Source organism: Pseudomonas sp. (assembly GCF_035512415.1).
In the GTDB taxonomy this organism is placed as follows: domain Bacteria; phylum Pseudomonadota; class Gammaproteobacteria; order Pseudomonadales; family Pseudomonadaceae; genus Aquipseudomonas.
Genome location: NZ_DATKDZ010000038.1, coordinates 133,540 through 156,999 on the forward strand (window position 1 = coordinate 133,540; position 23,460 = coordinate 156,999).

At 64.9% G+C, this 23,460-nt stretch carries 18 protein-coding genes; 6 read left to right on the plus strand and 12 right to left on the minus strand.

Going from position 1 to position 23,460, the window contains the following annotated elements:
- Window positions 1-70: 70 nt before the first annotated feature.
- Window positions 71-1,255, minus strand: a complete 1,185-nt coding sequence (malE, locus tag VMP31_RS17725; RefSeq protein WP_325509027.1) for a maltose/maltodextrin ABC transporter substrate-binding protein MalE — start codon at window positions 1,253-1,255, stop codon at window positions 71-73.
- 255 nt (window positions 1,256-1,510) lie between these two features.
- Between malE and VMP31_RS17730 the strand changes: the two genes are divergently transcribed.
- Together VMP31_RS17730 and VMP31_RS17735 are read left to right on the plus strand one after the other, a co-directional pair.
- Window positions 1,511-3,571, plus strand: a complete 2,061-nt coding sequence (locus tag VMP31_RS17730; RefSeq protein ID WP_325509028.1) for an alpha-amylase — start codon at window positions 1,511-1,513, stop codon at window positions 3,569-3,571.
- Window positions 3,572-3,628: 57 nt separating this feature from the next.
- A complete protein-coding gene (locus VMP31_RS17735) occupies window positions 3,629-4,708 on the plus strand; it encodes a hypothetical protein (protein ID WP_325509029.1) in 1,080 nt (359 codons plus the stop codon).
- A 368-nt stretch (window positions 4,709-5,076) separates the two neighbouring features.
- On the opposite strand, the gene VMP31_RS17740 is transcribed toward VMP31_RS17735, so the two are convergent.
- Complete coding sequence (locus VMP31_RS17740) at window positions 5,077-5,610, minus strand: REP-associated tyrosine transposase (RefSeq protein WP_325509030.1); 534 nt, start codon at window positions 5,608-5,610, stop codon at window positions 5,077-5,079.
- A 248-nt stretch (window positions 5,611-5,858) separates the two neighbouring features.
- Window positions 5,859-7,526, minus strand: coding sequence for a glucan 1,4-alpha-maltotetraohydrolase domain-containing protein (locus VMP31_RS17745; RefSeq protein ID WP_325509031.1), 1,668 nt, complete (start codon window positions 7,524-7,526; stop codon window positions 5,859-5,861).
- A 428-nt stretch (window positions 7,527-7,954) separates the two neighbouring features.
- Here VMP31_RS17745 and VMP31_RS17750 point away from each other — a divergent pair, with 428 nt between their 5' ends.
- The 3 genes from VMP31_RS17750 (at window position 7,955) to VMP31_RS17760 (ending at window position 11,233) form a co-directional block, all read left to right on the plus strand.
- Entirely contained in the window at window positions 7,955-9,229 is a 1,275-nt protein-coding gene (locus VMP31_RS17750; RefSeq protein ID WP_325509032.1) for a maltoporin, read from the plus strand.
- 125 nt (window positions 9,230-9,354) lie between these two features.
- The gene (locus tag VMP31_RS17755; protein WP_325509033.1) at window positions 9,355-10,278 is read left to right on the plus strand and encodes a MalM family protein; all 924 of its coding nucleotides are present in this window, start codon (window positions 9,355-9,357) and stop codon (window positions 10,276-10,278) included.
- Between the two features lie 484 nt (window positions 10,279-10,762).
- Window positions 10,763-11,233 carry an RNA methyltransferase gene (locus VMP31_RS17760; RefSeq protein ID WP_325509034.1) on the plus strand — a complete coding sequence of 157 codons (471 nt, stop codon included), beginning with the start codon at window positions 10,763-10,765 and terminating at the stop codon, window positions 11,231-11,233.
- 4 nt (window positions 11,234-11,237) lie between these two features.
- Here VMP31_RS17760 and VMP31_RS17765 read toward each other — a convergent pair whose 3' ends face one another.
- From VMP31_RS17765 to rnd, 5 genes are all read right to left on the minus strand, one after another.
- Window positions 11,238-12,467, minus strand: coding sequence for a hypothetical protein (locus VMP31_RS17765; protein ID WP_325509035.1), 1,230 nt, complete (start codon window positions 12,465-12,467; stop codon window positions 11,238-11,240).
- 90 nt (window positions 12,468-12,557) lie between these two features.
- Window positions 12,558-13,007, minus strand: coding sequence for a YcgN family cysteine cluster protein (locus tag VMP31_RS17770; RefSeq protein ID WP_325509036.1), 450 nt, complete (start codon window positions 13,005-13,007; stop codon window positions 12,558-12,560).
- A 238-nt stretch (window positions 13,008-13,245) separates the two neighbouring features.
- On the minus strand, window positions 13,246-14,178 hold the full coding sequence (locus VMP31_RS17775; RefSeq protein WP_325509037.1) for a D-2-hydroxyacid dehydrogenase: 933 nt from the start codon (window positions 14,176-14,178) through the stop codon (window positions 13,246-13,248).
- 28 nt (window positions 14,179-14,206) lie between these two features.
- Window positions 14,207-14,500: a YcgL domain-containing protein gene (locus VMP31_RS17780; protein WP_325509038.1), complete on the minus strand. Its 294-nt coding sequence runs from the start codon at window positions 14,498-14,500 to the stop codon at window positions 14,207-14,209.
- Window positions 14,497-15,630 carry a ribonuclease D gene (gene rnd, locus VMP31_RS17785; RefSeq protein ID WP_325509039.1) on the minus strand — a complete coding sequence of 378 codons (1,134 nt, stop codon included), beginning with the start codon at window positions 15,628-15,630 and terminating at the stop codon, window positions 14,497-14,499. Before rnd ends, VMP31_RS17780 begins: the two co-directional genes overlap by 4 nt.
- Window positions 15,631-15,775: 145 nt before the next feature.
- Here rnd and VMP31_RS17790 point away from each other — a divergent pair, with 145 nt between their 5' ends.
- Window positions 15,776-16,837: an SMP-30/gluconolactonase/LRE family protein gene (locus tag VMP31_RS17790; RefSeq protein WP_325509040.1), complete on the plus strand. Its 1,062-nt coding sequence runs from the start codon at window positions 15,776-15,778 to the stop codon at window positions 16,835-16,837.
- Between the two features lie 90 nt (window positions 16,838-16,927).
- Here VMP31_RS17790 and VMP31_RS17795 read toward each other — a convergent pair whose 3' ends face one another.
- The 4 genes from VMP31_RS17795 to cobW all read right to left on the minus strand — a co-directional run bounded on the left by VMP31_RS17795 (window position 16,928) and on the right by cobW (window position 23,458).
- Window positions 16,928-17,479 carry a vWA domain-containing protein gene (locus VMP31_RS17795; RefSeq protein WP_325509041.1) on the minus strand — a complete coding sequence of 184 codons (552 nt, stop codon included), beginning with the start codon at window positions 17,477-17,479 and terminating at the stop codon, window positions 16,928-16,930.
- A gap of 107 nt (window positions 17,480-17,586) precedes the next feature.
- Window positions 17,587-18,606, minus strand: coding sequence for an ATP-binding protein (locus tag VMP31_RS17800; RefSeq protein WP_325509042.1), 1,020 nt, complete (start codon window positions 18,604-18,606; stop codon window positions 17,587-17,589).
- A gap of 4 nt (window positions 18,607-18,610) precedes the next feature.
- Entirely contained in the window at window positions 18,611-22,390 is a 3,780-nt protein-coding gene (gene cobN, locus VMP31_RS17805; RefSeq protein ID WP_325509043.1) for a cobaltochelatase subunit CobN, read from the minus strand.
- A 3-nt stretch (window positions 22,391-22,393) separates the two neighbouring features.
- Entirely contained in the window at window positions 22,394-23,458 is a 1,065-nt protein-coding gene (gene cobW / locus VMP31_RS17810) for a cobalamin biosynthesis protein CobW (RefSeq protein ID WP_414705471.1), read from the minus strand.
- Window positions 23,459-23,460: the final 2 nt, after the last annotated feature.

Sequence of the window (23,460 nt, forward strand, 5' to 3'; positions counted from 1 at the left end):
CAGGGCTGACATCTTGTTATAGCCTCAAGCAAGGCGGTTGCCGACGTTCGCCGTCGGCAACCGCCGGTTGTCACTTGGCGATACGCTTGGCAGCGTCATCCAGCGCAGCGTCCACGGTCTGACGACCGGAGGTGATATTGGTCAGCGCCGGGGCCATGGCCGACCAGAAGCTGCCCATTTCCGGGACATTGGGCATCGGCCGGCCCATGGCGGCGTTGTCGAAGGTGGCCTTGATCAACGGATCGTTGGCCAGCTCGGCCATATAGGCCTTGTTCGGCACCGCGCCCAGGGGCACATCGGCATTGACCGTCTTCAGCCCTTCGACCTGCAGCAGGTAGCTCTCGAGGAATTCCACGGCCAGAGCCTGGTTGGGGCTGGCGGCGTTCAGGGTCGCAGCCATCACCCCGGTAAACGGCCGGCTGGCGGCCTCGCCCACGGCGGGGATCGGCGCGACGCCGAAGTCGATGCCGCTCTTCTGGATATTCGACCAGGCCCAGGGACCGCTGATAAACATCGCCGACTCACCCTTGTTGAAGGCGGCCTCGGCTGCACTGTAATCCGCGCCTTTGGGCATCACCCCGGCATCGATCAATTCCTTGAGCACCGCCGCGCCCTGCTTGGCTCCGGCGCTGTTGACCCCGGTTTTGCTGACGTCGTAACCGCCGTCCACTTCGGCGAAGGCATAGCCGCCGTTGGCTGCCAGCAGCGGCCAGGTGAAGTAGGTGTTGTTGTAGTCCCAGAGAATCGCGCGCTTGCCGTCTTTGGCCAGCTCGACATTGAGCGCCAGCACCTCGGCAAAGTTTTTCGGTGGGGTCGACACCAGCGCCTTGTTGTAGATCAGGCCGGTGGCTTCAACCGCCATGGGGTAGCCCCACAATTTGCCCTGGTAGGTGACCGCATCCCAGGCGAAGTCTTCGATCTCGGCCTTGTTCTTGGCACTCGGGTTGATCGGCGCGATCAGCCCGCTCTGCGCCCACTCGCCGAGGCGGTCGTGGGCCCAGATAAAGATGTCCGGACCGTTGCCAGTGGCGGCGGCCTGCTGGAACTTGTCGGTGGCGCTGTCGGGGTGCGCCACCTCGACCTTGATCCCGGTGTCGGCGGTGAACTTCTCGCCGACCTGAGTCAGGCCCTTGTAGCCCTTGTCGCCATTGATCCAGATAACCAGCTTGCCTTCCTCGATGGCCGCCTGGGCCGCTAGCGGCAGACCCAGAGTGACGGCCAGGCCGATGGCAGCAGTAAGCAATTTTTTCTTCATGGGTGAGAGTCCTCGTGGCTTCTTATTGTTGATCCACAACCGCTGCAGGCCGGTGGATAGTCGCGCAGCCCTTGCATCCTCGGGCAGAAACACAAGCGCCACATCCTCCCCCGGCGCAGCTTGCGAGGGCGTAGAGACGGGGGCGTAGTCTGCCAGCCGCCAGCGAAAAAAAGTATGCGCACCGGCCCTGTCCCCGCCTGCCACAGGCGGCAAAAAGCGACTCCAATGGCGGCTCAACCGTACCGGGAGAAGTTTATGCGCCGCTCGTCACCGCTGCTCGCCAGCCTGCTTATCGCCCTGCTCAGCCCTCTCGCCCGGGCGGCCCCGCAGTTGCAGGCCTGGCTCGAGCAACAGCCGCTGCAGTTACGCTGGCAAAGCGAAGCCGGGCAGCGTTACAGCAGCGAACTGGAACTGCAGCCCGGTCTGCTGGCCCTGCGCGGCTCCGCCAGTGCCGAGCCGGCGCAGGCCCTGGCGCTCTATCAGCGGCAGACCTGGAATACCGACAGCCACCTGAGCCTGCAGGTGCCGACAGCCGGACGCTATCGCCTGCTGTTCCAGGACGGCGACGATGCGCACCTGCGCCTGCTGCCGATAAAGGCGGCGGCCGCCAGTCAGGTCGCCTGCACAGCCTGGCAGGGCCAGGCCCTGAGCGTCGACGTCAGTCGGGTATTCGCCGACGGCCAGCAGCTGCGCGATGCCTATAGCGGACAACTGGCAACGGTCGAAGACGGCCAGGTGCGGATGACCCCGGCTCCCCAGAGCGGGGGCCTGCTGTTGCTCGAAGCCGCTGCGGCGCAGGCCAAGCCGGACCACGACTGGCGCAACGCCACGGTGTATTTCGCCCTTACCGACCGCTTTGCCAACGGCGACCCGAGCAACGACCACAGCTACGGTCGCCAGCCCGACGGCGAGCAGGAGATCGGCACCTTCCACGGCGGCGACCTGCGCGGCCTGACCGGCCAGCTCGACTACCTACAGCAGCTTGGGATCAGTGCGCTGTGGATCAGCGCGCCCATTGAACAGATCCACGGCTGGGTCGGCGGCGGCGATCAGGGCGACTTTCGTCACTATGCCTACCACGGCTACTACGCCCTGGATTTCACTCGTCTGGACGCCAATATGGGCAGCGAGGATGACCTGCGTGAACTGATCGCCCAGGCACACGCCCGCGGCATCCGCGTGCTGTTCGATGTGGTGCTCAACCACCCCGGCTACTCGACCCTGGCCGATATGCAGGAACTCGGCTTCGGCGGCCTGCGGGGTGGCATGAGCCAGTACCTGCCGCAACGCTGGAGCGACTGGCAGCCAGAGAACTACGAGAACCTGCACGCCTACCACAACCTGCTCGACTACCAGCACCCGGACTGGAAGCAATGGTGGGGCAAGGATTGGCTGCGCGCCGGCATCGCCGACTACGACAGCCCGCCGAGCGTGCTGGTCGATCCGCTCAAGGGCTTGCTGGCGTTTCTTCCCGACTTCAAGACCGAGAGCCCGCAGCCGGTGGCGCTACCGCCCTTTCTGCTGCGCAAGGCCGACACCCGCGCAGTGCCGCGCGAGGGCTACCGGGTGCGCGACTATCTGGTGGAGTGGCTGACGTTCTGGGTGCGCGAGTTCGGCGTCGACGGTTTTCGCGCCGACACTGTCAGGCATGTCGAACTGGAGAGCTGGGCGGCGCTGCGCCGGGCGGCCGATCAGGCCCGCGCCGAGTGGTCTGCCGCCAACCCCCTTGATCCCATGAGCGGCAGCCCGTTCTGGATGGTCGGCGAAGTGTTCGGCCACGGCCCCCAGGCCAACGTCTACCAGGACAACGGCTTCGACGCCCTGATCAACTTCGCCTTCCAGGGCGAGCTGGCGGCCAAGGCCAGCGACTGCCTGAGCAAGGCTGATAGCGGTTACGGCGAATACGCCGGGCTGCTGCAGAACAACCCCGGGCACAACTTTATGAGCTACGCCTCGTCCCACGACACCTCGTTGTTCTTCGCCGAGCAGAACAACGATCTGGCGCGCCAACAGGGCCTGGCCGCGGCCCTGCTGCTCAGCCCCGGCGCGGTGCAGATCTACTACGGCGACGAAAGCGCCCGCCCTCTCGGCCCCAGCGGCTCCGACCCGTATCAGGGCACCCGCTCGTCGATGAACTGGGCGGCGCACCAGCAACCGCCCATCGCTGCCCTGCTCGAGCACTGGCGCATCCTCGGCCAGTTCCGCGCGCGCCACCCGGCCATCGGGGCCGGCAGCCATCAACGGCTATCCAGCCAGCCCTATGCCTTCGCCCGCCGCCTCGGCGACGACAAGGTGGTGATTGTTCAAGGGCCGTGAGGCACACAGCAACCCGTAGGGTGCGCTGTGCGCACCAGCTCCCCCAGAGGTGCCGATATGACCCCGGAACAACAACGCCAACAGGCCCAACTTGCCTTCGCCGCGAGCCACGCCGATATCCAGGTCGGCCAAACCACCGACTGTCCGCTGCCCATCGAACAACTGCTGGCCACCGAGGCTACCAGCCCCTGGGTACGTCGCCACTTCGCCAGCGGCCTGACCGCCGAGGTCTACCAGATCGAGGCCGACGGCAGGCTCTGGACGCTCAAGCGCGCGCGGGCGCACTGCAAGGTGCAGAACCTCAATGGCCAGACCTCATTTCTCAACGAAGTGCAGCGCCGCGCCGAACTGCAGGCCTTGAAACAGCAGCCGGCCTGGAATGCGGCGCTAAGCGGGATAGTCGCCACCCAGTACGCCAGCTACCGCCAGGGCCTGCTGCTGTCGCCCTGGATCGCCGGCGAAGCCGTACAGGAGTGGGACGAACGCCGCCTACTGCAGCTGTTCGCCAGCCTTTCGGCGCTGCTGCAACTGGGCTTCTTCGACTGGGACCTGTGCCCCGGCAACCTGCTCGACGACGGCCAGATCCGCCTGTTCGACTTCGGTTATATGTACCGCTTCGATCCCTTGCATGCCTGCAACAGCAACGGCCTGCTCACTCCGCAGTACCACGCCGCCGAACGCTTCGAAACCCGCAGCTACTACGCCTACCTGCTCGGCCTGGAACAGCGCCAGGGCAGCGCCGCCGCCCTCAGCGCCCTGGAACTGGAAAAACGCATCGCCCTGGAGTGCTACCAGCACCTGCGCCAGACCCTGGCTCAGCGCGGCGCGAGCCACAACGTATTGGCCTGGCTGGATGGCATTATCGGCGACTGGCAACAGGCCCTGCGCCACGACCTCGCCCGCCTCTACCTGCGCGAAGCCTGGCGCTCGCACTGGAGCGACCTGGACGACGACCTGCAGGGCCAGACCTGCACACCCCTGACCCTGCAACGCCTGGATTGGCTGACGGAATGCCTGGACGCACAAGCTACGGACTTGCAACGCCTGGACCTGCTGCAAGACAGACCCGTGACTGCCTGGCGGCAACAACTCGAACAGGCCCGGGAACAGGCCATGGCCTGGCAGATCGGCATTTAACCCTGGTGCGCACAACCTAGGCGGCCCCGCACGATGCTGCACTCGTAGGGTGCGCCGTGCGCACCGCGGCTTACGCGGTTCTTCGCCACATGCATCTCCCGCCTACGACAACCGCCTGACCGGCCACTCGCCTGACAGATCAGCGTTTAACCCCGGTGCGCGCGGCGCACCCTACGGGACTCTTTAAACCCCGGCACGATGCCGCACTCGTAGGGTGCGCCGTGCGCACCGCGGCTTGCGCGGTTATTCGCCAAATACATCTCCCTCCAACGACAACCGCCTGACCGGTCGTTGGCCCGGCAGATTGGCGTTTAACCCCGGTGCGCACGGCGCACCCTACAAAAGCGTCGCGCCCGCAACTTGCGCGGTCACTCGCCGAACGTGCCCTCTGCTTCCCCGGTTCCGCCCCAATCCGCCGGGTATATGCCTTCGCGCACCAGGCGGTGATAGCTCGACCAGGGCCAGTCGGCTACCTGCTCGACCAGCCCATGGCGTACCGGGTTCCAGTGGAGATAATCCAGGTGCCGGCGGTAATCCTCTTCATCGCGGATGCGGTGTTCCCAGAAGCGCCGCTGCCATAGCCCGGACTCACGGCGCAGGCTGCGGCTCAGGCTGATCGCCCCTGGCGCTTGGGGCAGCGCTTGGCTGGTAAGGCGTTTGATCAGCGACCAACGCAGGCCGAAATCGGCATCGCCCGCAGGCAACTGCCATAGGCAATGCAGGTGATCGGGCAATAACACCCAACCCGCAATAGTGAAGGGATAACGCTGACGCACCTGGACGATGGCCAGGCGCAGGGCTTCGCGCAGCCTCGGCTGGGTTAGCACGGGCTGGCGTTGCTCGGTCGTCAGCGTAAAGAAATAGCAGGCACCCTGCTCCCGGGCGCGGCGATAGTCGGACATTCCCTGTCTCCTGAAAGCGTGTCGCCCGTTCAGGATAGCCGCTGGTGCGCGCAACGCACCCTGCGGGACAACTGGCCCCGGCACGATGCCGCCTTCGTAGGGTGCGCCGTGCGCACCGCGGCCGCAGCGGTTATTTGCCCAACGCGCTCTTGTCACCCGCCACGCCATCCAGCGACAACGGCTCAACCCAGGTCGGCAATAGAGCGAATGCGCGCGGCACTCCAACAAGGTGTGCCGCACGCGGCTGGTCAGAAGCTGCCCGAGGTGCTGACTCCTGCGCTGACGGTCAGGCTGTTGTTGGTACCCGACTGCCAGGTCTTGACCTGGGTCGGGTTGCTTTCATTGCGGATGATGCACTTCCACTCCACCTGTTGCTGGGCCGGCAGGCTGATACTGCCCTTCCAGGTCGGGTAGGCGCTGGTGTCGGTCAGGCGCACGGCAGCGGCCGGGCTCCAGTTGCCCAGCTGGCTGTTATTGCCCACCGCATAGACGCTGTCACCCGGCTGGGTCACGCCGTTGTCGCAGCGAAAGTTCACGCTGACCAGATCGCCGTCGCCACCACTGCCGGTACCCGTGCGCCAGATGCGCACCTGACCGTTGTCGCTGTTCAGCGCCTCGGTGAAATTGCCACTGGCTACCTGGCCGGGCGAGGACAGGTTCGAATCCAGGGCTATCAGCAACTGCTGATCGCTGCCGCTGACAGTCGCCACCAAGCCGCTGAAACCCGTGTGGAACTGGATCGCCGAGTCGGCCTTGATCCCCGCCGTACGGCGGATCTGGATCAGCTGGCGAATAAAGTCGCCGTAGCCCCAGTCATACATGTGCGACCAATAGACCACCGGTGTGCCGGGGCTGGCGAGGATATAGGCATAGGCCCGCTTAAGCAGGTGATCGGGCAACGGCCAGTGGTGCTGACCGCCGTTCTGGCCGGGCGAATAGCCGGTGTCATGGTTGTCGACAAAGGTCACCGCCACCTCGCGCCAGCGCGGATCGGGGTTGCCGTTCAGGCCATAACGCCAGTCGCTGACGCTGCCGTTCTGCATGCGTTCCTTGAGGGCGAAGTCGAAGATGGTGCACTTGGCCCGGTCCGACCAGTCCTTGAGGATCTGCTGCCAGCTCGCGCCGTTGCGCCAGTCCCAGCTCGGGTACTCGCCCGGGGCCTTCCACAGCTCGCCGACGCAGAAACCGTCGTCCTGGGCCTGGCCCATCCAGCTGTCGACCCGCTCGCCGGCGTAGCCGCGAACGAAATCGAAGCGCAGCCCCGCGCCGCCGTAGTTGTTGCGCAGGTTGGCGAACTCCTGCTGGAACATCGCCAGGTTCTGCGGGTGGCCGGTGTTGAGGTCGGCATCACCGCCGACAAAGCGGTCGCCGTCGTCGCAGTCGTTGGCGTAGTTGCCTGGATCGGCGCAATCGTTGCGCCACAGGCCCTGGCCCGCCGGCAGGTTGATTTCCTTGTTCGGATAACCGCGGTTCATATGGTTAGGCACCACATCGTAGATCGGCTTGACCCCGGCCCCGTTCAGCGCGCTGGCGGCCTGCTTGAGCTGGTTTTCGCTGCCGTAACGGCCGTTCTTGTTGAAGTCGTGCCAGAAGTAGCCCTCGCCGCCGCCCGAGGTGCCGTTGCTGGCATCGCTCCAGCTGGAGAAGTCGCGCCACGGCACCGGCATCCAGATGGCGCTGAAGCCGTCCGCGGCGATGCTCGGAGCCATGCTCGCGAGGGTGCTGTACCAGTTGTTGGGGGCGGTGCGCACGACGTTCCAGTGAAAGCCTTGCAGGATGATTTCGTCGCCGCCGTGGTAGCGCACGCCATTGGGCGATTTGCCCGCGGTTTCAGCCGCCTCGAGCAGGCTGCCGTAGGGGTACGCCAGGGGCGTCAGTGCCAGGACCAGCCCGGCAAGTCGCAGGTATCGTTTCATCGTAGAGCTCCATTTTGTTGTTGTAGAGAGCATCCGACTACAGGGGATGTGGTGCTCGGGCGGACGCCTGGGTCCACTCAGCCGCGCCAGCTTGGCGCTGCGCGCGCTGGTGCCATACCTCCCCTGGGGACTTTCTTGCGGCGTAGCTGGCAGGCGTAGCCGCCACCTCACCCCACCCCCTACCCGCCTGCGCGGCGCTACGCCCCGGGCACTCAGCCTTGAAAAAAATGGCCGGGGAGGATGTGGCGCAGGTGGCCGATCCATGACGCTTGGTCCAGCCGCCGCCCTCGGTCACTCCTGGTGCGGTCGAGCCTGCGGGGCGAGTGTCGGCACGCCAACGAGGACGCCCTCCCCGCCGGTAAATGCCCGAACAGGCTGTGCGCAAGGCTCCGGCAGCCCTGAATCCAAAAACAAGAAAAGGTCCCACGATGAACAAGATCCAACCTGCACAGCTGTTTCGTCCCAGTGCCCTGCTCGCCGCCATGCTGCTGGCCAGCCCGGCCCTGGCCGTGGACTTTCATGGCTACATGCGTTCCGGTATCGGCGCGACTGCCGGCGGCGGCGACCAGGCCTGCTTCCAGGCAGCTGGCGCGTCGGCCAAGTACCGCCTGGGTAACGAATGCGAAACCTACGCCGAGATCGGCCTGGGCAAGGAAGTGTGGAAGGAAGGCGAGCAGAGCTTCTACGTCGATAGCATGATTGCCTACAAGTCCGACCAGGCCAACGACTGGGAAGCCACCGACAGCGACAGCAACCCCTACGCCAACGGCACCAGCTCGATTCGCCAGTTCAACGTGCAGGCCAAAAACTTCCTCCCCGACACCCTGCCCGGTGCCACCCTGTGGGCCGGCAAGCGTTACTACAAGCGCCATGACGTGCATATCAACGACTACTACTACTGGGACGTTTCCGGGCCGGGTGCCGGCATCGAGGACATCGACCTGGGCTTCGCCAAGGCCCACGTGGCCTGGATGCGCAACACCGATGGCGACTGGACCTATAACGGCGCGGGCACCGGCACCAACGTGGCCAACGACACCCTGGATTTTCGTCTCAACGACATCGAGTTCAATACCGACGGCAAGCTGGAGTTCGGTTACAACTACGGCAAGGCCAACCTCTCCGATATCCAGGAAAAAGATCCGGGCTATAGCGACCAGAAAGGTCATCTGGTCACCGTCGAGCATGTCCAGGGCAACTGGTTCGGCGGCTACAACAAGCTGGCCCTGCAGTACGGCACCGACGGCATTATCGGCAGCACCGGGCGCAACACCACCGGTAACAGCAACGGCAGCATGGTCCGTCTGGTCAACCAGGGCGTGGTCAGCCTGAGCGACAACATCGAAATGATGTACGTGCAGATCCACGAAGACAAAGACTTCGACAACGACTCCGGGCAAGCCTGGACCTCCTTCGGCGTGCGCCCGGTGTACAAGTGGAACGACACCATGAGCACCGCTCTGGAATTCGGCTACGACTACATCGACCCGCAGGCCGATGACGAAAAATCCCGCGATCTGAAGAAGGTCACCCTGGCCCAGCAATGGTCCGCCGGCCGCAGCTTCTGGGCCCGTCCGCAAATCCGCGCCTTCGCCACCTACGCCATGTGGGACGGCGGCCGCTACAACGCCGCCAGCGAATCCATCGAGCCAGGCGACGACAACGGCCTGACCTTTGGCGTACAGGCCGAAGCCTGGTGGTAACCGAATCGGGGCCCGTTGCATCCGGGCCCTGAACGAAGTTGTAACGCTGCTCCTGTGGTTATTTGCCCCGGACCTGCAACAGGCCGGGGCCCTTTTACAGGCGTGAACAATAAGAGGAATAACACATGCCGCATCATCGACTCACCGGCCTTGCCCTGCTCGGCCTGCTGCTGACCGGCTGCGCTGGCGAACCGCTGCGCCGCATCGACGTACTGACCCAGACGCCTGCACCGCTGCAGACCTCCCAGCAGGACGGCCAACGCGCACTGGCCGCCGCCAAACCTTGCTGCAGCAGCCTGCAACAACTGCCCTATGTGCCGATCCCGGCCAATTTCTCCGGCGATGTGGTCATCGACCCCAGCGCCCCGGCTTTCGAATTCCAGAGCGGCAAGAGCTTTCTGCGCGCCTTCGCCCTGCCGAGCAACAGCCGCTCGTTCGAAATCCGCCTGTACAGCCAGGCCGGCAAGACCGTGCTGGCCCCCAGCGCCATGCTGCTCGACAGCCAGTTCCGTCTGACCCGCCTGCTCGGCAGCGAGGATTTCGTCTACGAACCGGCCGCCGGTCTCAAGGGCGACAGCCTGGATGCGCGCCTGCGTATCGACCGCCTCTATCATGACAACCCCGGCAACGAGCAGTACCTGATCCTGTTCACCAGCGAGCGCCAGCTGGCCGGCCAGACCGTCCTGCAACACCCGGCCAAGGCCCATGCCAAGGCCCACGGCAACGAGCCGCCAAATATTCCCGACCCCGTCGCCCGGCATGCCCCGGTGGGGGTGCTCAAGATGGTGCTGATCGAGGACGGCAGCGCCAGCCAGCAGGCCAATAGCTATGTGCCGCCGCGCAGCATCGGCATGGAAATGGGCAACCGCCTGCCCACCACCCCAGTACCGGCCGTGCTGCCGGAAACCCAGGCCTACTACCGCCAGGGCATCGACGCCGCCCTGGCCGGTCAGGATCTGGAGCGCGCCCTACGCCTGGCCGATGAAGCCGCCCGGGTCGGCGACGACAGCGCCAAGGCCTACCTGCTCGAGCGTATCCAGATCAAGTGAAGCCAATCCCTCCAGGGATATTTTCGGGCGGCCTCTGGCCGCCTTTTTTTCGCCTGCCATCCCTGCCCCCCAGCGTCCATGGCTTCGAGAAAGGCACGCTGGCCATCTGGATTAACCCGGACAAGGGCCACGACGGCCTGCGCCAAGTCGGCGAACGCTTCACCCGCGACACCGGCATGCCACCCATCGCCCTGGCCGCGGTTCCCGGCCCCAGCGCCGAGCAGCCGGGGCGGTCCTTTATCGGCTGTCGGCTTTATCCCCTCACCCAGCCCTCTCCTAGCCGGCCGCGCCCTGAGAGGAGAGGAAGCTGAAAGGCGGTGACTGTACATCAGTGCTTGCAGGCAAAAGCCCATTCACCAATAGCCGCACAGGCAGCCGATGGCGCGCACACCGGGGGGGGGGTAAATCTCTTTAGCCGATAGCCCTGACCGCAACGCTGCCAAGCCTTATACTGCGGCCCCCTTTATCTGAAGGCCCCAAGCTCGTGGCTAACAAGAGATACGCCTGCATCGGCCTGTTCAACCCCAAATCTCCGGAAAACGTCGGCGCGGTGATGCGCGCGGCGGGTTGCTACGGGGCGGCTTCGGTGTTCTATAGCGGCAAGCGCTATGAGCGCGCCCGCGACTTCGTCACCGACACCCAGCGCATCTATATGGATATTCCGCTGATCGCCGTCGAAGACCTGCAGAAGATCATCCCCCTGGGCTGCACCCCGGTCGCCGTAGAGCTGGTCGAGGGCGCGCGATCACTGGCGGAATACACCCACCCGGATCGCGCCCTCTATATCTTCGGCCCGGAAGACGGCTCACTGAGCAAGGAAGTCCTCGGCTGGTGCGAGGACGTGATCTATATCCCCACCCAGGGCTGCATGAACCTGGCGGCCACGGTCAACGTGGTGCTCTACGACCGCATGGCCAAGGGCATTAACACCAAGTCCGGGCCCAAGTTCAAATAGCCGACTACTTCAACAGCTTGCTGTCCAGCACCTTGGACGGACCGCCCATAACGTTCTCGCTGATTTCGATAAAGTCCTTGGTGCTGGCCTTTTCCAGGCGCATCAGGCCGCGGGTCACGTCATCCAGTGAACGCGGCTGGGTGCTGCCCTTGGTCTTCTGGCGCAGCTCGCGATCCAGTTCCTGCAGCAGCAATACCGCCTGGGCGGTAACCGGACCGCTGGCATGGGCAGTGCGCAGGCTCTTGACCGGTTTGCTCCACTCCACTAGGTGCTCACGCACCTTCTGATAACGGTCCTCGCTCAGGCCGCCAGCACGGCGCATCAACTCGATCGCGTAGTACTCGGCCAGGCCTTCGGTGATCCAATCGCTGCGATCGCGCGACTGGATACGGCTGAACACGTGGACCAGCTCATGCACCAGGGAGCTGGTGCCGTTTTCGCTGACCAGCGGCCGGTCGCTGTGCATATAGTAGGAGTTGGCGGCCGACAGCCCACCGCGCCACATGGGGTCACCGGCACCGACGATCAGCAGCTTGCCCGGATCGCGGGGAAACACCGCCTGGGCCTCGGGCCAGACGAAGGTCAGCAGGGTGAGGATGTCCATCCGGCGCATGCCCTCGCCGACCGGCGCGGCGATGGTCACATCGGTATCCCCCAGCTTGGCCCGACGAGTGCCTATCTTGCCGGCGATGATCCAGCCGGTCGGGCGGTCGAACTTGCGCTGCGGGTTGTCGATGCGAAATTCATGTGTGCCGATGCGTGGCCAGCCGGTTTCCACGCTTTTCCAGCCCTTGGGCAGGTCGAACTTCAGACGCGCCACCAGCTCGGTATCGTTCTTCTGGCGCAACTGCACGGCGGGCACCAGATCGTCGCCGCGCAGCAGCGCCCAATCCTCGGTCATGCGCGCGTCAAAGCGACCGGCACTGCGTTCATGGTTGATGCGCACCCGGTAAGTCAGCTTGGCCTTGCCCTTGGCCGGCTGCCAAACCCCGCGCTGCGGGCTTTCCTGGGTCCACTCGCCGTCGCCGGCGAAGTCCGTGTAAAGGTTCTCGTCGCCCAGGTTGAAGCCCAGGCTCAGCACCCGCTCACCCTGCTCCAGGCTCAGGCTGACTTCAGCCTGGTCACTGTCCGGCAAGAACTTGACGCGATAATCCAGATCGACTTTCTGCGCAGCCCACAACTGGGCACTCAGACAGAGCAAGACTGCGGGTAACAGGGCACGGTAAATCGACATGCGCAAAGCTCCAGTATGAGACGGACCAATCCATAGACCCCGGGGGCCTCTGTCGTTCCATCCTAACTGCGAATAAAACGACAATAGGCCTTAGCCGGCACGAAAAATCAGGTGTTCTTCCCAGTCATCCTCGGCCACGCTGTTCTCGCTGAGCATGCGCCCAGCCTGAGAAATGCGCTGAGTATGTACCTGTTGTGGGTCACCGCAGACCAGATGATGCCAGAGCAGCAGGTCCTTGCCCTCGCTGACCAGGCGATAGGCGCAGGTCGGCGGCAGCCACTGGAACTGGTCGGCCTGGGCCGGGGTGAGCTGAATACAGTCAGGGACGGACTGCCGGCGATTGGCGTAATCGCTGCAGCGGCAGGTGTCCATATCCAGCAGTTTGCAGGCGACCCGGGTGTAATAGACGCTGCCGTCGTCCTCATCCTCGAGCTTTTGCAGGCAGCACAGGCCGCAGCCATCGCACAGCGACTCCCACTCGTCCTGATCGAGCTGGGCGAGGGTCTTGCGTTTCCAGAAGGGTTCGACTTTGGCGGCCATGGCGAGGGTACGGTGAGGGGCGAAAAGGCCGGCAGTCTAGCGGCTAGGCCAACTGCGGCCAAGGGCGGCGAGCCGAATGGTCAATTATTGAGCAATACTCAAGCCAAGCGGATGGAAGTAGGTAGGGTGCGCCGTGCGCACCAGCGCAGCCAATAAGCTCTCGGTGCGCACAGCGCACCCTACAAGTGCGAGCGCGCCTCAACGCCGGCGACTGAGCGCAACAGGGTAAGACCGCCGATCAATAACCCCGGGCAAAATCCACCAGGCCGCGCAACTCATCTCCCGCACGCCAGCGCGCCAGGTTATCGACAAACAGCTGCACCAGCAGCCGCGGGTCGGTGGGGGCCGAGCTATGTCCGGTCAGCAGCAGGCGCGGTGCGTTCCAGAAGCCATGGTTGGCGGGCAACGGCTCTTCGCGGCAGACATCGATCACCGCAGCGGCCAACCGCTCCTGCTCCAGCGCCGCAATCAGGTCGGCATCAACCACCGCGACGCCGCGCCCGGCATTGATAAACAGCGCGCTGGGCTTGCAGCAGGCAAACAGCGCGGCGTTATAGATATCGCGGGTGGCCGGGGTATCCGGCAGCAGGTTGATCAGGTAATCCGCCTCCCCGGCCAGACGCGGCAAGGCATCGAGCCCGGCCACTTGGCGAAACGGCGGCTGTGAACGCGGGCTGCTGGCCACGCCCAGCAGCTCGATGCCGAAGGGCGCGAGAAACTGCGCCAGACTCAGGCCGATATCGCCCGTGCCGACAATCAGCGCCTTGCGCCCGGCCAGGCTATGCGGCATACGATTGTCCCAGCGCTGCTCGACCTGGGCGGCCAGGCGGGCGAACAGTTGCCGTTCATGGGCCAGCAGATGGCACAGCACATACTCGGCCATTACCTGACCGAAAATGCCCACCGCGCGGGACAGTGAATAGTCCCTGGGCAGATCGGCGGCCAGCAGCGGCGTGATACCGGCCCAGGTCGACTGCAGCCAGCGCGGCTTGTGGCCCTGGCGCAGCAAGACGGCGAGCAGATCGGGTTGGCCCAGCCATAGCGGGCAACTGGCGGCGTACTCAAGCAACTCGTCCGGCCGGGCACTGGCTACCAGCTCGAGTTCGGGAGCCTGCTGGCGCAGCAACTCGGCATAGCGGGCGTGATCATTTTCGGCAATCAGCAGGCGCATGGGCCCTCCACGGAACGGTGCAGGTCGCCTACATGGGGTCGTTGCGACGCAGCAACTCGTCCGGCAGATGCTCGATATATTCGTCTTCCGGTGGCGGCATCTGCAGGTGGTAGCCCTGCTCGTCGAGATTGGCCAAGACCTTGTGGATGTCTTCCTGGGCCAGGGTACGTTGCGGCGTCAGCACCATTTCAAACGCCAGGGCCGGCGGACCAAAGGCGAGCAGAAGGTTTTCCGGCACGCGCTTGAGGGCTTCGCTGCGCAGCACATAGAGGTACATGCCGCTTTTACGCGGGCTTTTGTAGATCGAACAGATACGTTTCACGCCGACTCTCCGCTTGCGGCCAGGCAATCAAGCAGCGCCTGGCCCATCAATTCACGCCGCCAGCCACGCAGGGAGTCCGGTAGCTGGTAAGGGCCCTTGGGGTACCCGGTCTTCAACAGGGCTTCGAGGGTCTTCTTGCGCAGCATCAGCTCGGGGGCGATGTTCAGACGCTCGCCTTCGCGCTGACCGATGGCGCGCAGTTTCTTCAGTAGCGACGACGCCTCAAGCGGCAGAGGCTCGGGCAGGGCCGCTGGCCAATCCGCCGCCGGGCTGGCCGCCGCCTGCCTGATCATCTGCAGAATCAGCTCGCCGTCCTGGCGCACGGTTTTCGGGTGCATATCCTCGATCCGCGCCAGGGCCACCAGGTTGTCTGGCTGGGTGCGCGCCAGGGGCCACAGAGAGTGTTCGCGGATAATCCGGTTACGCGGCTGGTTGCGCGCACGGGCTTCGCGTTCGCGCCAGGCGCACAGCATCTTGAGCACCGCCAGCTGTTGCGGCGACAGCTTCCACGCCAGCTTGGCCTCGCGGTAGGCCAGCTCGGGGTCAAGCTCACGGCCCAGGTTGGCCACCAGCTCGGCACCGTCTTCCAGGACCCAGCGGTATTTATCCGCGCTCAGCTGCTCCTGCAACAGCAGGTAGACCTCGGCCAGGTGCAGCACATCTTCCGCCGCGTAACTGACCTGGGTGGCGGACAACGGCCGCTGCAACCAGTCGGAGCGGGTTTCGCCCTTGGGTAGTTCGATATTCAGCACCGCCTGCACCAGGCGCGAATAGCCCATGGAGAAGCCAAGATTGAGGTAACCGGCGGCCAGCTGGGTGTCGAACAACGGCGACGGTAGGCTGCCAGTCAGGCGCAGAAAGACTTCCAGATCCTCGCTGCAGGCATGTAGCACCTTGACCACGGCCGGGTCCTGCAACAGCTCGGCAAAGGGCGTCCAGTCGCCGATCAACAGCGGGTCGATCAGATAGGCGCGTTTGCCCTCGCTGACCTGTAACAGGCCGGCAATCGGGTAAAAGGTGTCGACCCGCATAAATTCGGTATCGACCGCCACAAAGGGCAGGCTGCGCCAGCTGGCGCAATGCTGTGCCAGGCTGGCGTCATCACCAATCCACTGAATATCAATCGTCACGCGGCGCTCCCCTCAAGAATGCCGCGCAGTATATATCGCCCCGGCCTATTGCCGGGCATTTGCCGCCATGGGCTCACAGATGCGCATGAACCCTGTAATCTGGCGCGCGCTGCACATGCTCAACTTCAGACAGGGAATAACAACAATGAAGAAACTACTTGGCCTACTTGTGGCCCTGATTGCCGCCGTGGCCATCTACCTCGCCGTCACGCCCAGCCCCATCGACCCGCTGGCCTGGGACGCGCCGCAAGCGCCGCTGATGACCGGCGTGCTGGAACCCAACGACACCCTGATGAAGGCCGAACTGCTCGGCCGGGGCCAGGTGCATGGCCCGGAAGACACCGCCGTGGACAGTCAGGGCCGGGTCTATGCCGGCCTGCATAACGGCAGCATCGTACGCATCGAGACCGACGGCAGCGTCGAATCCTTCGTTGACACCGGCGGCCGGCCCCTGGGCATGGCTTTCGCGGCCGACGGCGCGCTGATCGTCGCCGATGCCTACAAGGGCCTGCTGCGTATCGACCCTCAGGGCAAGATCGAGGTGCTGGCCACCGAGGCCGAGGGCGTGCCGTTCAAGTTCACCGATGACCTGGATATCGCCAGCGACGGCACCATCTATTTCAGCGACGCCTCATCGCGCTTCGAACAGCCGGATTATCTGCTCGACCTGCTCGAAGCCCGTCCCCATGGCCGCCTGCTCAGCTACAACCCGGCGACCAAGGAAACCAGGGTACTGCTCAAGGACCTGTACTTCGCCAATGGCGTGGCGCTGTCGGCGGCCGAGGATTTCGTACTGGTCAACGAAACCTACCGCTACCGCATCACCCGCTACTGGCTGAGCGGCGAAAAGGCCGGCACGCACGACATCTTTATCGACAACCTGCCCGGCCTGCCGGACAACCTGCAAGGCGACCGCAACGGCACCTTCTGGGTCGCGTTGCCGACGCCGCGCAAAGCCGACGCCGATATGCTGCACCGCTCGCCCTGGGCGAAAGCGCAAATGGCCAAGCTGCCACGGGCGTTCTGGCCCAAGGCGGAGCGCTACGGCTTCGCCCTCGCCCTTAACGAGCAAGGCGAAATCACCCAGAGCCTGCACGATACCAGCGGTAAACACCTGCGCATGATCACCTCGGTCAAGCCGGTGGGCGATTACCTGTACTTCGGCAGCCTGGACAATGACCGTATCGGCAAGCTGAAGATTCGCTAACAGCGGTCACGTAGCCCGGATGCAATCCGGGGCATCGGTGGTGGCCATAAGACCGATCCCCGGATTGCATCCGGGCTACAAAAGCGACGCTTATTGATCGCCAATCAGGTCCACCGCACGCAGATGCTCGGCGTCCCATAGCCGGGCGATCTGTGCGGCGCGGCCGAGCGGTAGCTGTTGGTTTTCGAAATCTACCACCACACAGAAGTCCGCATGTCGCGGGCGCGCAGGCAACTGGCTGAAGCGCCCGTCGCTAAGCAACCACAGGCCGATCTTCTTGCCGGGCGCGGCCTTGCGCACCTTGGCCAGGGTTTGCTCGGCCAGCTGCACAGCGTTGACCGCTGGCGAGCCGCCGCCACCGCCTATCGCGGCTATCCAGGCGTCGTTGTAGGGCACGGCTTTTTGCGGGGGTTGCAGCAGGCGCGCCTGGTTGCCGGCAAAGCCGATCACCGCCAGTTCGCCGCGTTGCCGGTAGATCTGTTCCGTCCAGCGCAACAACAGGCCCTTGGCCAGGGCCAGGTTGCTGCGTTTAAGCATCGAGCCGGAACAATCCAGCAATAGGCAATGCAGCAGGCCGTCCTCGGCTGCTTGACGATGGAACTGCAGATGCTCCGCCAGCAGCGGTGCGGTGGCCTTGTTCAACAGGGTGTGCGGCCAATGGATGCGTGGGCTCGCTGCCGTACCCGTCGCCCTCACCCGCCCAGCCTGCTCACCCCTCCCCGCCAGCGGCCCGGTTGCGGGCCGTTGGCTCAGGGCTTTTTTAGCGGCAGCGGCCTCGCCCCGGCGAGGCTCTGGGTCGGTACGGGCTGCGGCGGCATCTCGCCCCAATCGCTGCCGCCATTGGCTGGCGGTTGATCATTGGCGGCACCGTTACCCGGATTGTTCTGGGCAGGCGATTGCGGCGCATCTGGCGAATTTTTGCGTCTATGCGCCAGTACCAGCTCGGCTACCGCCTCGACATCCGCCGCGCCTATCTCATCCTGCTGCTGCCAGGCGGCATGGGCGCAGGCGGCGCGCAGCAGCACCAGATCGGCGCGCACCCCTTCCACCCCGGCGGCGTAGCAGAGCGCGCTGACCTGACAGTGCAGCGCGTCGCTGAACTCCAGACGTGCCACCGTCGCCCGCGCCTGTTCCAGACGTTCGCTGAGGCGCTGCTGTGCATCGCGTTGCGCCTCGACAAAGCCTTGCGGATCACGGTCGAACTGCAGGCGGCTGCGGACGATGCGTTCGCGGGTGGCGGCGTCTATCTGCTGGCCAAGACGCACGAACAGGCCGAAGCGGTCGAGCAGCTGCGGGCGCAACTCACCCTCCTCCGGGTTCATGGTGCCGACCAGGGTGATCCGTGCCTGGTGCTGATGGGAAATGCCGTCGCGCTCGATACGGTTGACCCCGCTGGCGCAGACATCCAGCAGCAGGTCGACCAACGCATCGGCAAGCAGATTGACCTCGTCGACATAGAGCACGCCGCCATCGGCGCGGGCCAGCAGGCCGGGCTTGAAGGCGACGCGACCGTCCTGCAACGCCGCCTGGATATCCAGCGAGCCGACCAGTTGTTCCTCGCTGCTGCCCAGCGGCAGATTGATGAAATGCCCGCTCGGCAACAGATCGGCCAGGGCACGGGCACTGGTGGATTTAGCGGTGCCGCGCGGGCCCTCGATCAGTACACCGCCGATCTGCGGGTCGATGGCGGCGAGCAGCAGCGCCAGTTGCAATTGCGGCTGGCCATGCACGGCGGAAAACGGAAAATGCGGGCGATTGCCTGGGTTCATCGGCTTATTCCAATTGCTGTTCGGCGGCCAAAAGGTGCTGTTCGATCTGCTCGAGGTAGTCGCCCGGCGTTTGCCACAGACCGCGCTGGATCGCCTCGAGCAGACGCTCGCTGATTTCCAGCAGGGCGTCGGGGTTGTGTTGCTGGAGGAACTCGCGGGTCGCCGGGTCGTTCAGGTAGGCGTCGGTCACACTGGCGTACTGATCGTCGCGCACCACGCCGGTAGTGGCGTCGAAGGCAAACAGATAATCCACGGTCGCCGCCATCTCGAAGGCACCCTTGTAGCCGTGGCGCTTGACCCCGTCGATCCACTTGGGATTGCTCACCCGCGCGCGCATTACCCGGCTGATTTCCTCGGCCAGGGAACGGATGCGCGGTGCCTGCGGGTTGCTGTGGTCGCCGAACAGCAGGCTCGGCTGCTGGCCGCTGTAATGGCGCACTGCGGCGGCCATGCCGCCCTGAAATTGGTAGTAGTCGTCGGAGTCGAGCAGGTCGTGTTCGCGGTTGTCCTGGTTCTGCACCACCGCCTGGATCTGCGTCAGGCGCTGGGCGAAGGTATCGCGGCGATCCTCGCCGTAAACCTTCTGCCCATAGGCGTAGCCGCCCCAGTTGAGGTAGGCGCGGGCCAGGTCGCTGTCGTCCTGCCAGTCGCGCGAGTCGATCAAACCCTGCAAGCCGGCACCATAAGCACCGGGCTTGGCACCAAAGACGCGGAAACCGGCCTGCTGGCGCGCGCTCTGCGCGTCCAGGCCCTGGGCTTGCAGTTCGGCGCTCTCACGGAGGATGCGCGCGCGGATCGGGTTGACCTCTTCGGGTTCGTCCAGCTCAGCGACCCGCTGCACCGCGGCGTCGAACATCTGCATCACATTGGCGAAGGCATCGCGGAAAAAACCCGAGACACGCAGAGTCACGTCGACCCGTGGGCGGTCCAGGCGCTTGGCCGGCAACACCTCGAAATCGCTGACCCTGTGGCTGCCGTCGGCCCACTTCGGCCGCACCCCGAGCAGGGCGAAGGCCTGGGCGATATCGTCGCCACCGGTGCGCATGGTCGCGGTGCCCCATACCGACAGGCCGATGCTGCGCGGGTAGTCGCCGTGATCCTGAACGAAACGCTCGACCAGCAGCGCCGCGGATTTCTGCCCCAGGGCCCAGGCGGTCGGCGTGGGGATCATCCGCGTGTCCACCGAGAAGAAGTTACGCCCGGTCGGCAGCACGTCCGGCCGCCCACGCGACGGCGCGCCACTCGGCCCCGGCGGCACAAAACGCCCGGCCAGGCCGCGGCAGAGTTGATACAGTTCCTGCTCACCGCAGGCCAGCAGACGTGGGCGCAGGTCGTCCTCGACCCGCTGCATCACCTGACGTGTACAGGGCCAGTTCGCATCGGACAGGCCCTGTTCCAGCAGTTGCAACGCCAGCAGTTCGATACGCTCGCGGCAATCGCCGAGTGTGCGCCAGGGCCTTTCGCTAAGCGCCGCCAGCGCCGCGGGCCGCGCGCCCTGCCAGGGCAGCGCCCAATCGGCGTCCAACGGGTCGAAACCGGCATCCGCCAACAGGTCCTCGGCCAGCGCGCGCACCAGGCTGGCATTGCTGCCCAGGCCATCGCCAACCCCATGACGGGCCAGGGCCAGCAAGGTGTCGCGTTGCAGGCGACCCTGCGGCGACAGGCCGAAAATATGCAGGCCATCGCGGATCTGGCTTTCCTTAAGTTCACACAGATAACTATCCGTGCGGTTAAGCAGCAATTGCTCCTGTTCTTCGTCGGCTGGCGCTTCGAGGCCCAGATCGGCGTGCAGGTTGTGCTGCACGATCAGCGCGAGAATCTGCTTGCGCAGCAAGGTGGCGCGGCGCGGGTCGAGGCTCAGCGCTTCATAGAATTCATCGACCAGGCGCTCCAGGTCGCGGGTCGGCCCGTAGCTTTCGGCGCGGGTCAGCGGCGGCATCAGGTGGTCGATGATCACCGCCTGGGCGCGGCGCTTGGCCTGGGTGCCCTCGCCCGGATCGTTGACGATAAAGGGATAGAGGTGCGGCATGGGGCCAAAGATCAGCTCCGGCCAGCACTGCTCGCTAAGCGCCACGCTCTTGCCCGGCAGCCACTCCAGATTGCCGTGCTTGCCGACATGCACAATGGCGTCGCTGGCCCAGCTCTGCCGCAACCACAGGTAGAACGCCAGGTAGAAATGCGGCGGCACCAGGTCCGGGTCATGGTAGTTGGCCTTCTGGTCGAGCTGGTAGCCGCGCGCCGGTTGGATGCCGACGAACACCTGGCCGAGACGCACGCCGGCGATCATAAAACGGCCCTGGCGCAGCATCGGGTCCTGCTCCGGCGCGCCCCAGCGCTCGGTGATGGCCTCGCGGTTGGCCTGAGGCAGCGTGGCAAAAAACGCCAGATAATCGTCCAACGCCAGGCTTTGCCTCGCCGGACGCAGTGCCCATTGCTCGGGGTCGTTGGTCACGCCCTGCTTGAGTAGGCGCATCAGAGCGTCGCCGTCCGCAGGTATCTCGTCGACGCCATAACCCTGCTGTTGCAGGCGGCGAAGGATTTCGATCACCGAGGCCGGGGTATCCAGACCGACGCCGTTGCCCAGACGGCCTTCGCGGGTCGGGTAGTTGGCCAGCACCAGGGCCAAGCGCTTGTCCGGGTTGGCCAGGCTGCGCAACCGGCACCAGCGCCGCGCCAGCTGACTGACAAAGGCAATACGGTCGCTCAGCGCCTGGTACTGCACCACATCGCTCTGGGTCAGTTCGCAGCGCTGGCCGAGGCCCTTGAAGCTGATGGCGCGGCTGATAATGCGCCCGTCCACTTCCGGCAGCGCCACGTGCATGGCCATATCCCGCGGTTGCAGGCCCTGGGGATCGGCGCGCCAGCTCTGCTCATTGCCGCCGGAGAGGATCAGCTGCAGCACCGGAATATCGCCGGCCAGGGCGTGATCGCCGGGGTCGTCCATGGCCGACTGGGAAAACGCCGTGGTGTTAAGGATCAGCGCCACCTGATGCTCGACGCACAGCTCGCGCAAGGTCTGCAGGCACAGCCCGTCCTTTAGCGACAGCAGCGCAAGCGGCAGCGGATTGAGCCCCTCGGCCAGCAAACCCGTACACAGCTCGGCGAACACCCGGGTGTTGCCGGCCTGCAGATGCGCCCGATAGAACAGCACCAGCACGCAGGGCGCGCCTGCAGTCCATTGCTCGCGCCAGCTATCGACCGAGGCATCGGCCTGCTGCGGATGGAACACCGCCACCGGCGGCAAGGGCCTCGGTGGCCTTGCCTGCATGGGCAAATCGAAGAAGCGCGCGCCTATAAAACGGTAGAGCTCGCAGGCATTGGCTGCGCCGCCTTCGCGCAGGTAGCGCCAGAGGCTGTGGCAACAATCGGCGTCCACCGTGCTCTGGCGGGTCAGGTTGGGGTCCTCCTGCATATCGCCGGAGAACATCGCCAGGGCGATGCCCTTGCGCCGGCACAGCGCGACCACCTGCTCGGTGCCGTAGGGCCAGTAGCTTTCGCCGCCCAGGTGATCGATGACTATGAGCCTGGCGTATTGCAGCACCTGATCCAGATACAGGTCGATGGAAGCGTTCTGCCGCAGATGCAGCAGATTGGTCAGGCGTACCGACGGATAGGCCAGCGCCGCGCCGCCGGGCTGGGCCTGCGGATGGGCGGCGGCCAGCAACGCCAGGGTGGTGTCGGCGGCGCTGAGGATGATGATATCCGCCGGGTCCTGTTCGACCACGGTGATGGTCGCCCCGCTTTCGTCGATATAACCACCGGGCAGCGCCGACAACATGTGCATCGCTTAGGCCTCGATCAGGGCGGCTTGCAGGGCGCGGGTCAATAGCGGTGCATCCAGCTCCTGGCCGATCAACACCAGATGGGTGCTCGGCGTTTCACCGGGCTGCCAGCGGCGGTCGAAATAGCTGTCGAAACGCTGGCCGACGCCGTGCACCACCAGGCGCATGGGTTTGTCCGCCAGGGCGACGAAGCCCTTGATGCGGAAGATTCTGTGCTGCTCGACCAGCGCTTGCAGGCAGGCCAGCAGGCGCTCGCGATCCACCAACGGCAGCTTGACCACCACCGAATCGAACTGGTCATGGTCGTGCTCGTGTTCCTCGTCGTCGCCGTGATCGTGATGGCTTTCGCGCAGGTGGATGCTCTCTTCCGAAGCATGGGACAGGCCGAGGATCAGGTCGAGGTCGAGGCGGCCACGGTCGCTGGCCAGCACCTTGACCTGGGCCGGCAGTTCCTCGCGCACCAGGGCGATAACCCGCTCGACAGCGGCGGCATCGACCAGATCGGTCTTGCTCAGCACCACTAGGTCGGCGGCCAGCAGTTGGTCCTCGAACAGCTCGTGCAGCGGCGATTCGTGATCCAGGTTGGGATCGGCGCGGCGTTGCTCGTCGACCGCCTGCGGGTTGGCGGCGAACAGGCCGGCGGCGGTGGCCGGCACGTCGACCAGGGTCACCACCGCATCGACGGTGCAGGCATTCTTGATTTCCGGCCAGTTGAACGCCTGCACCAGCGGCTTGGGCAGCGCCAGACCTGAGGTTTCGATAAGAATATGGTCGAGCTCGCCACGGCGTTCGATCAGCTCGCGCATCACCGGGTAGAACTCCTCCTGCACGGTGCAGCACAGGCAACCGTTGGACAGCTCGTAGAGCTGGCCAGCCGCTTCCTGACCGTCCTCGTCGCAGCCGATGCCGCAACCACGCAGAATCTCGCCGTCGATGCCCAGCTCGCCAAATTCGTTGACGATCACCGCGATACGCCGGCCGTTGGCGTTCTCGAGAATATGCCGCAGCAGCGTGGTCTTACCGCTGCCGAGAAAGCCGGTGACTATGGTGACGGGGATTTTGGCCGACATGG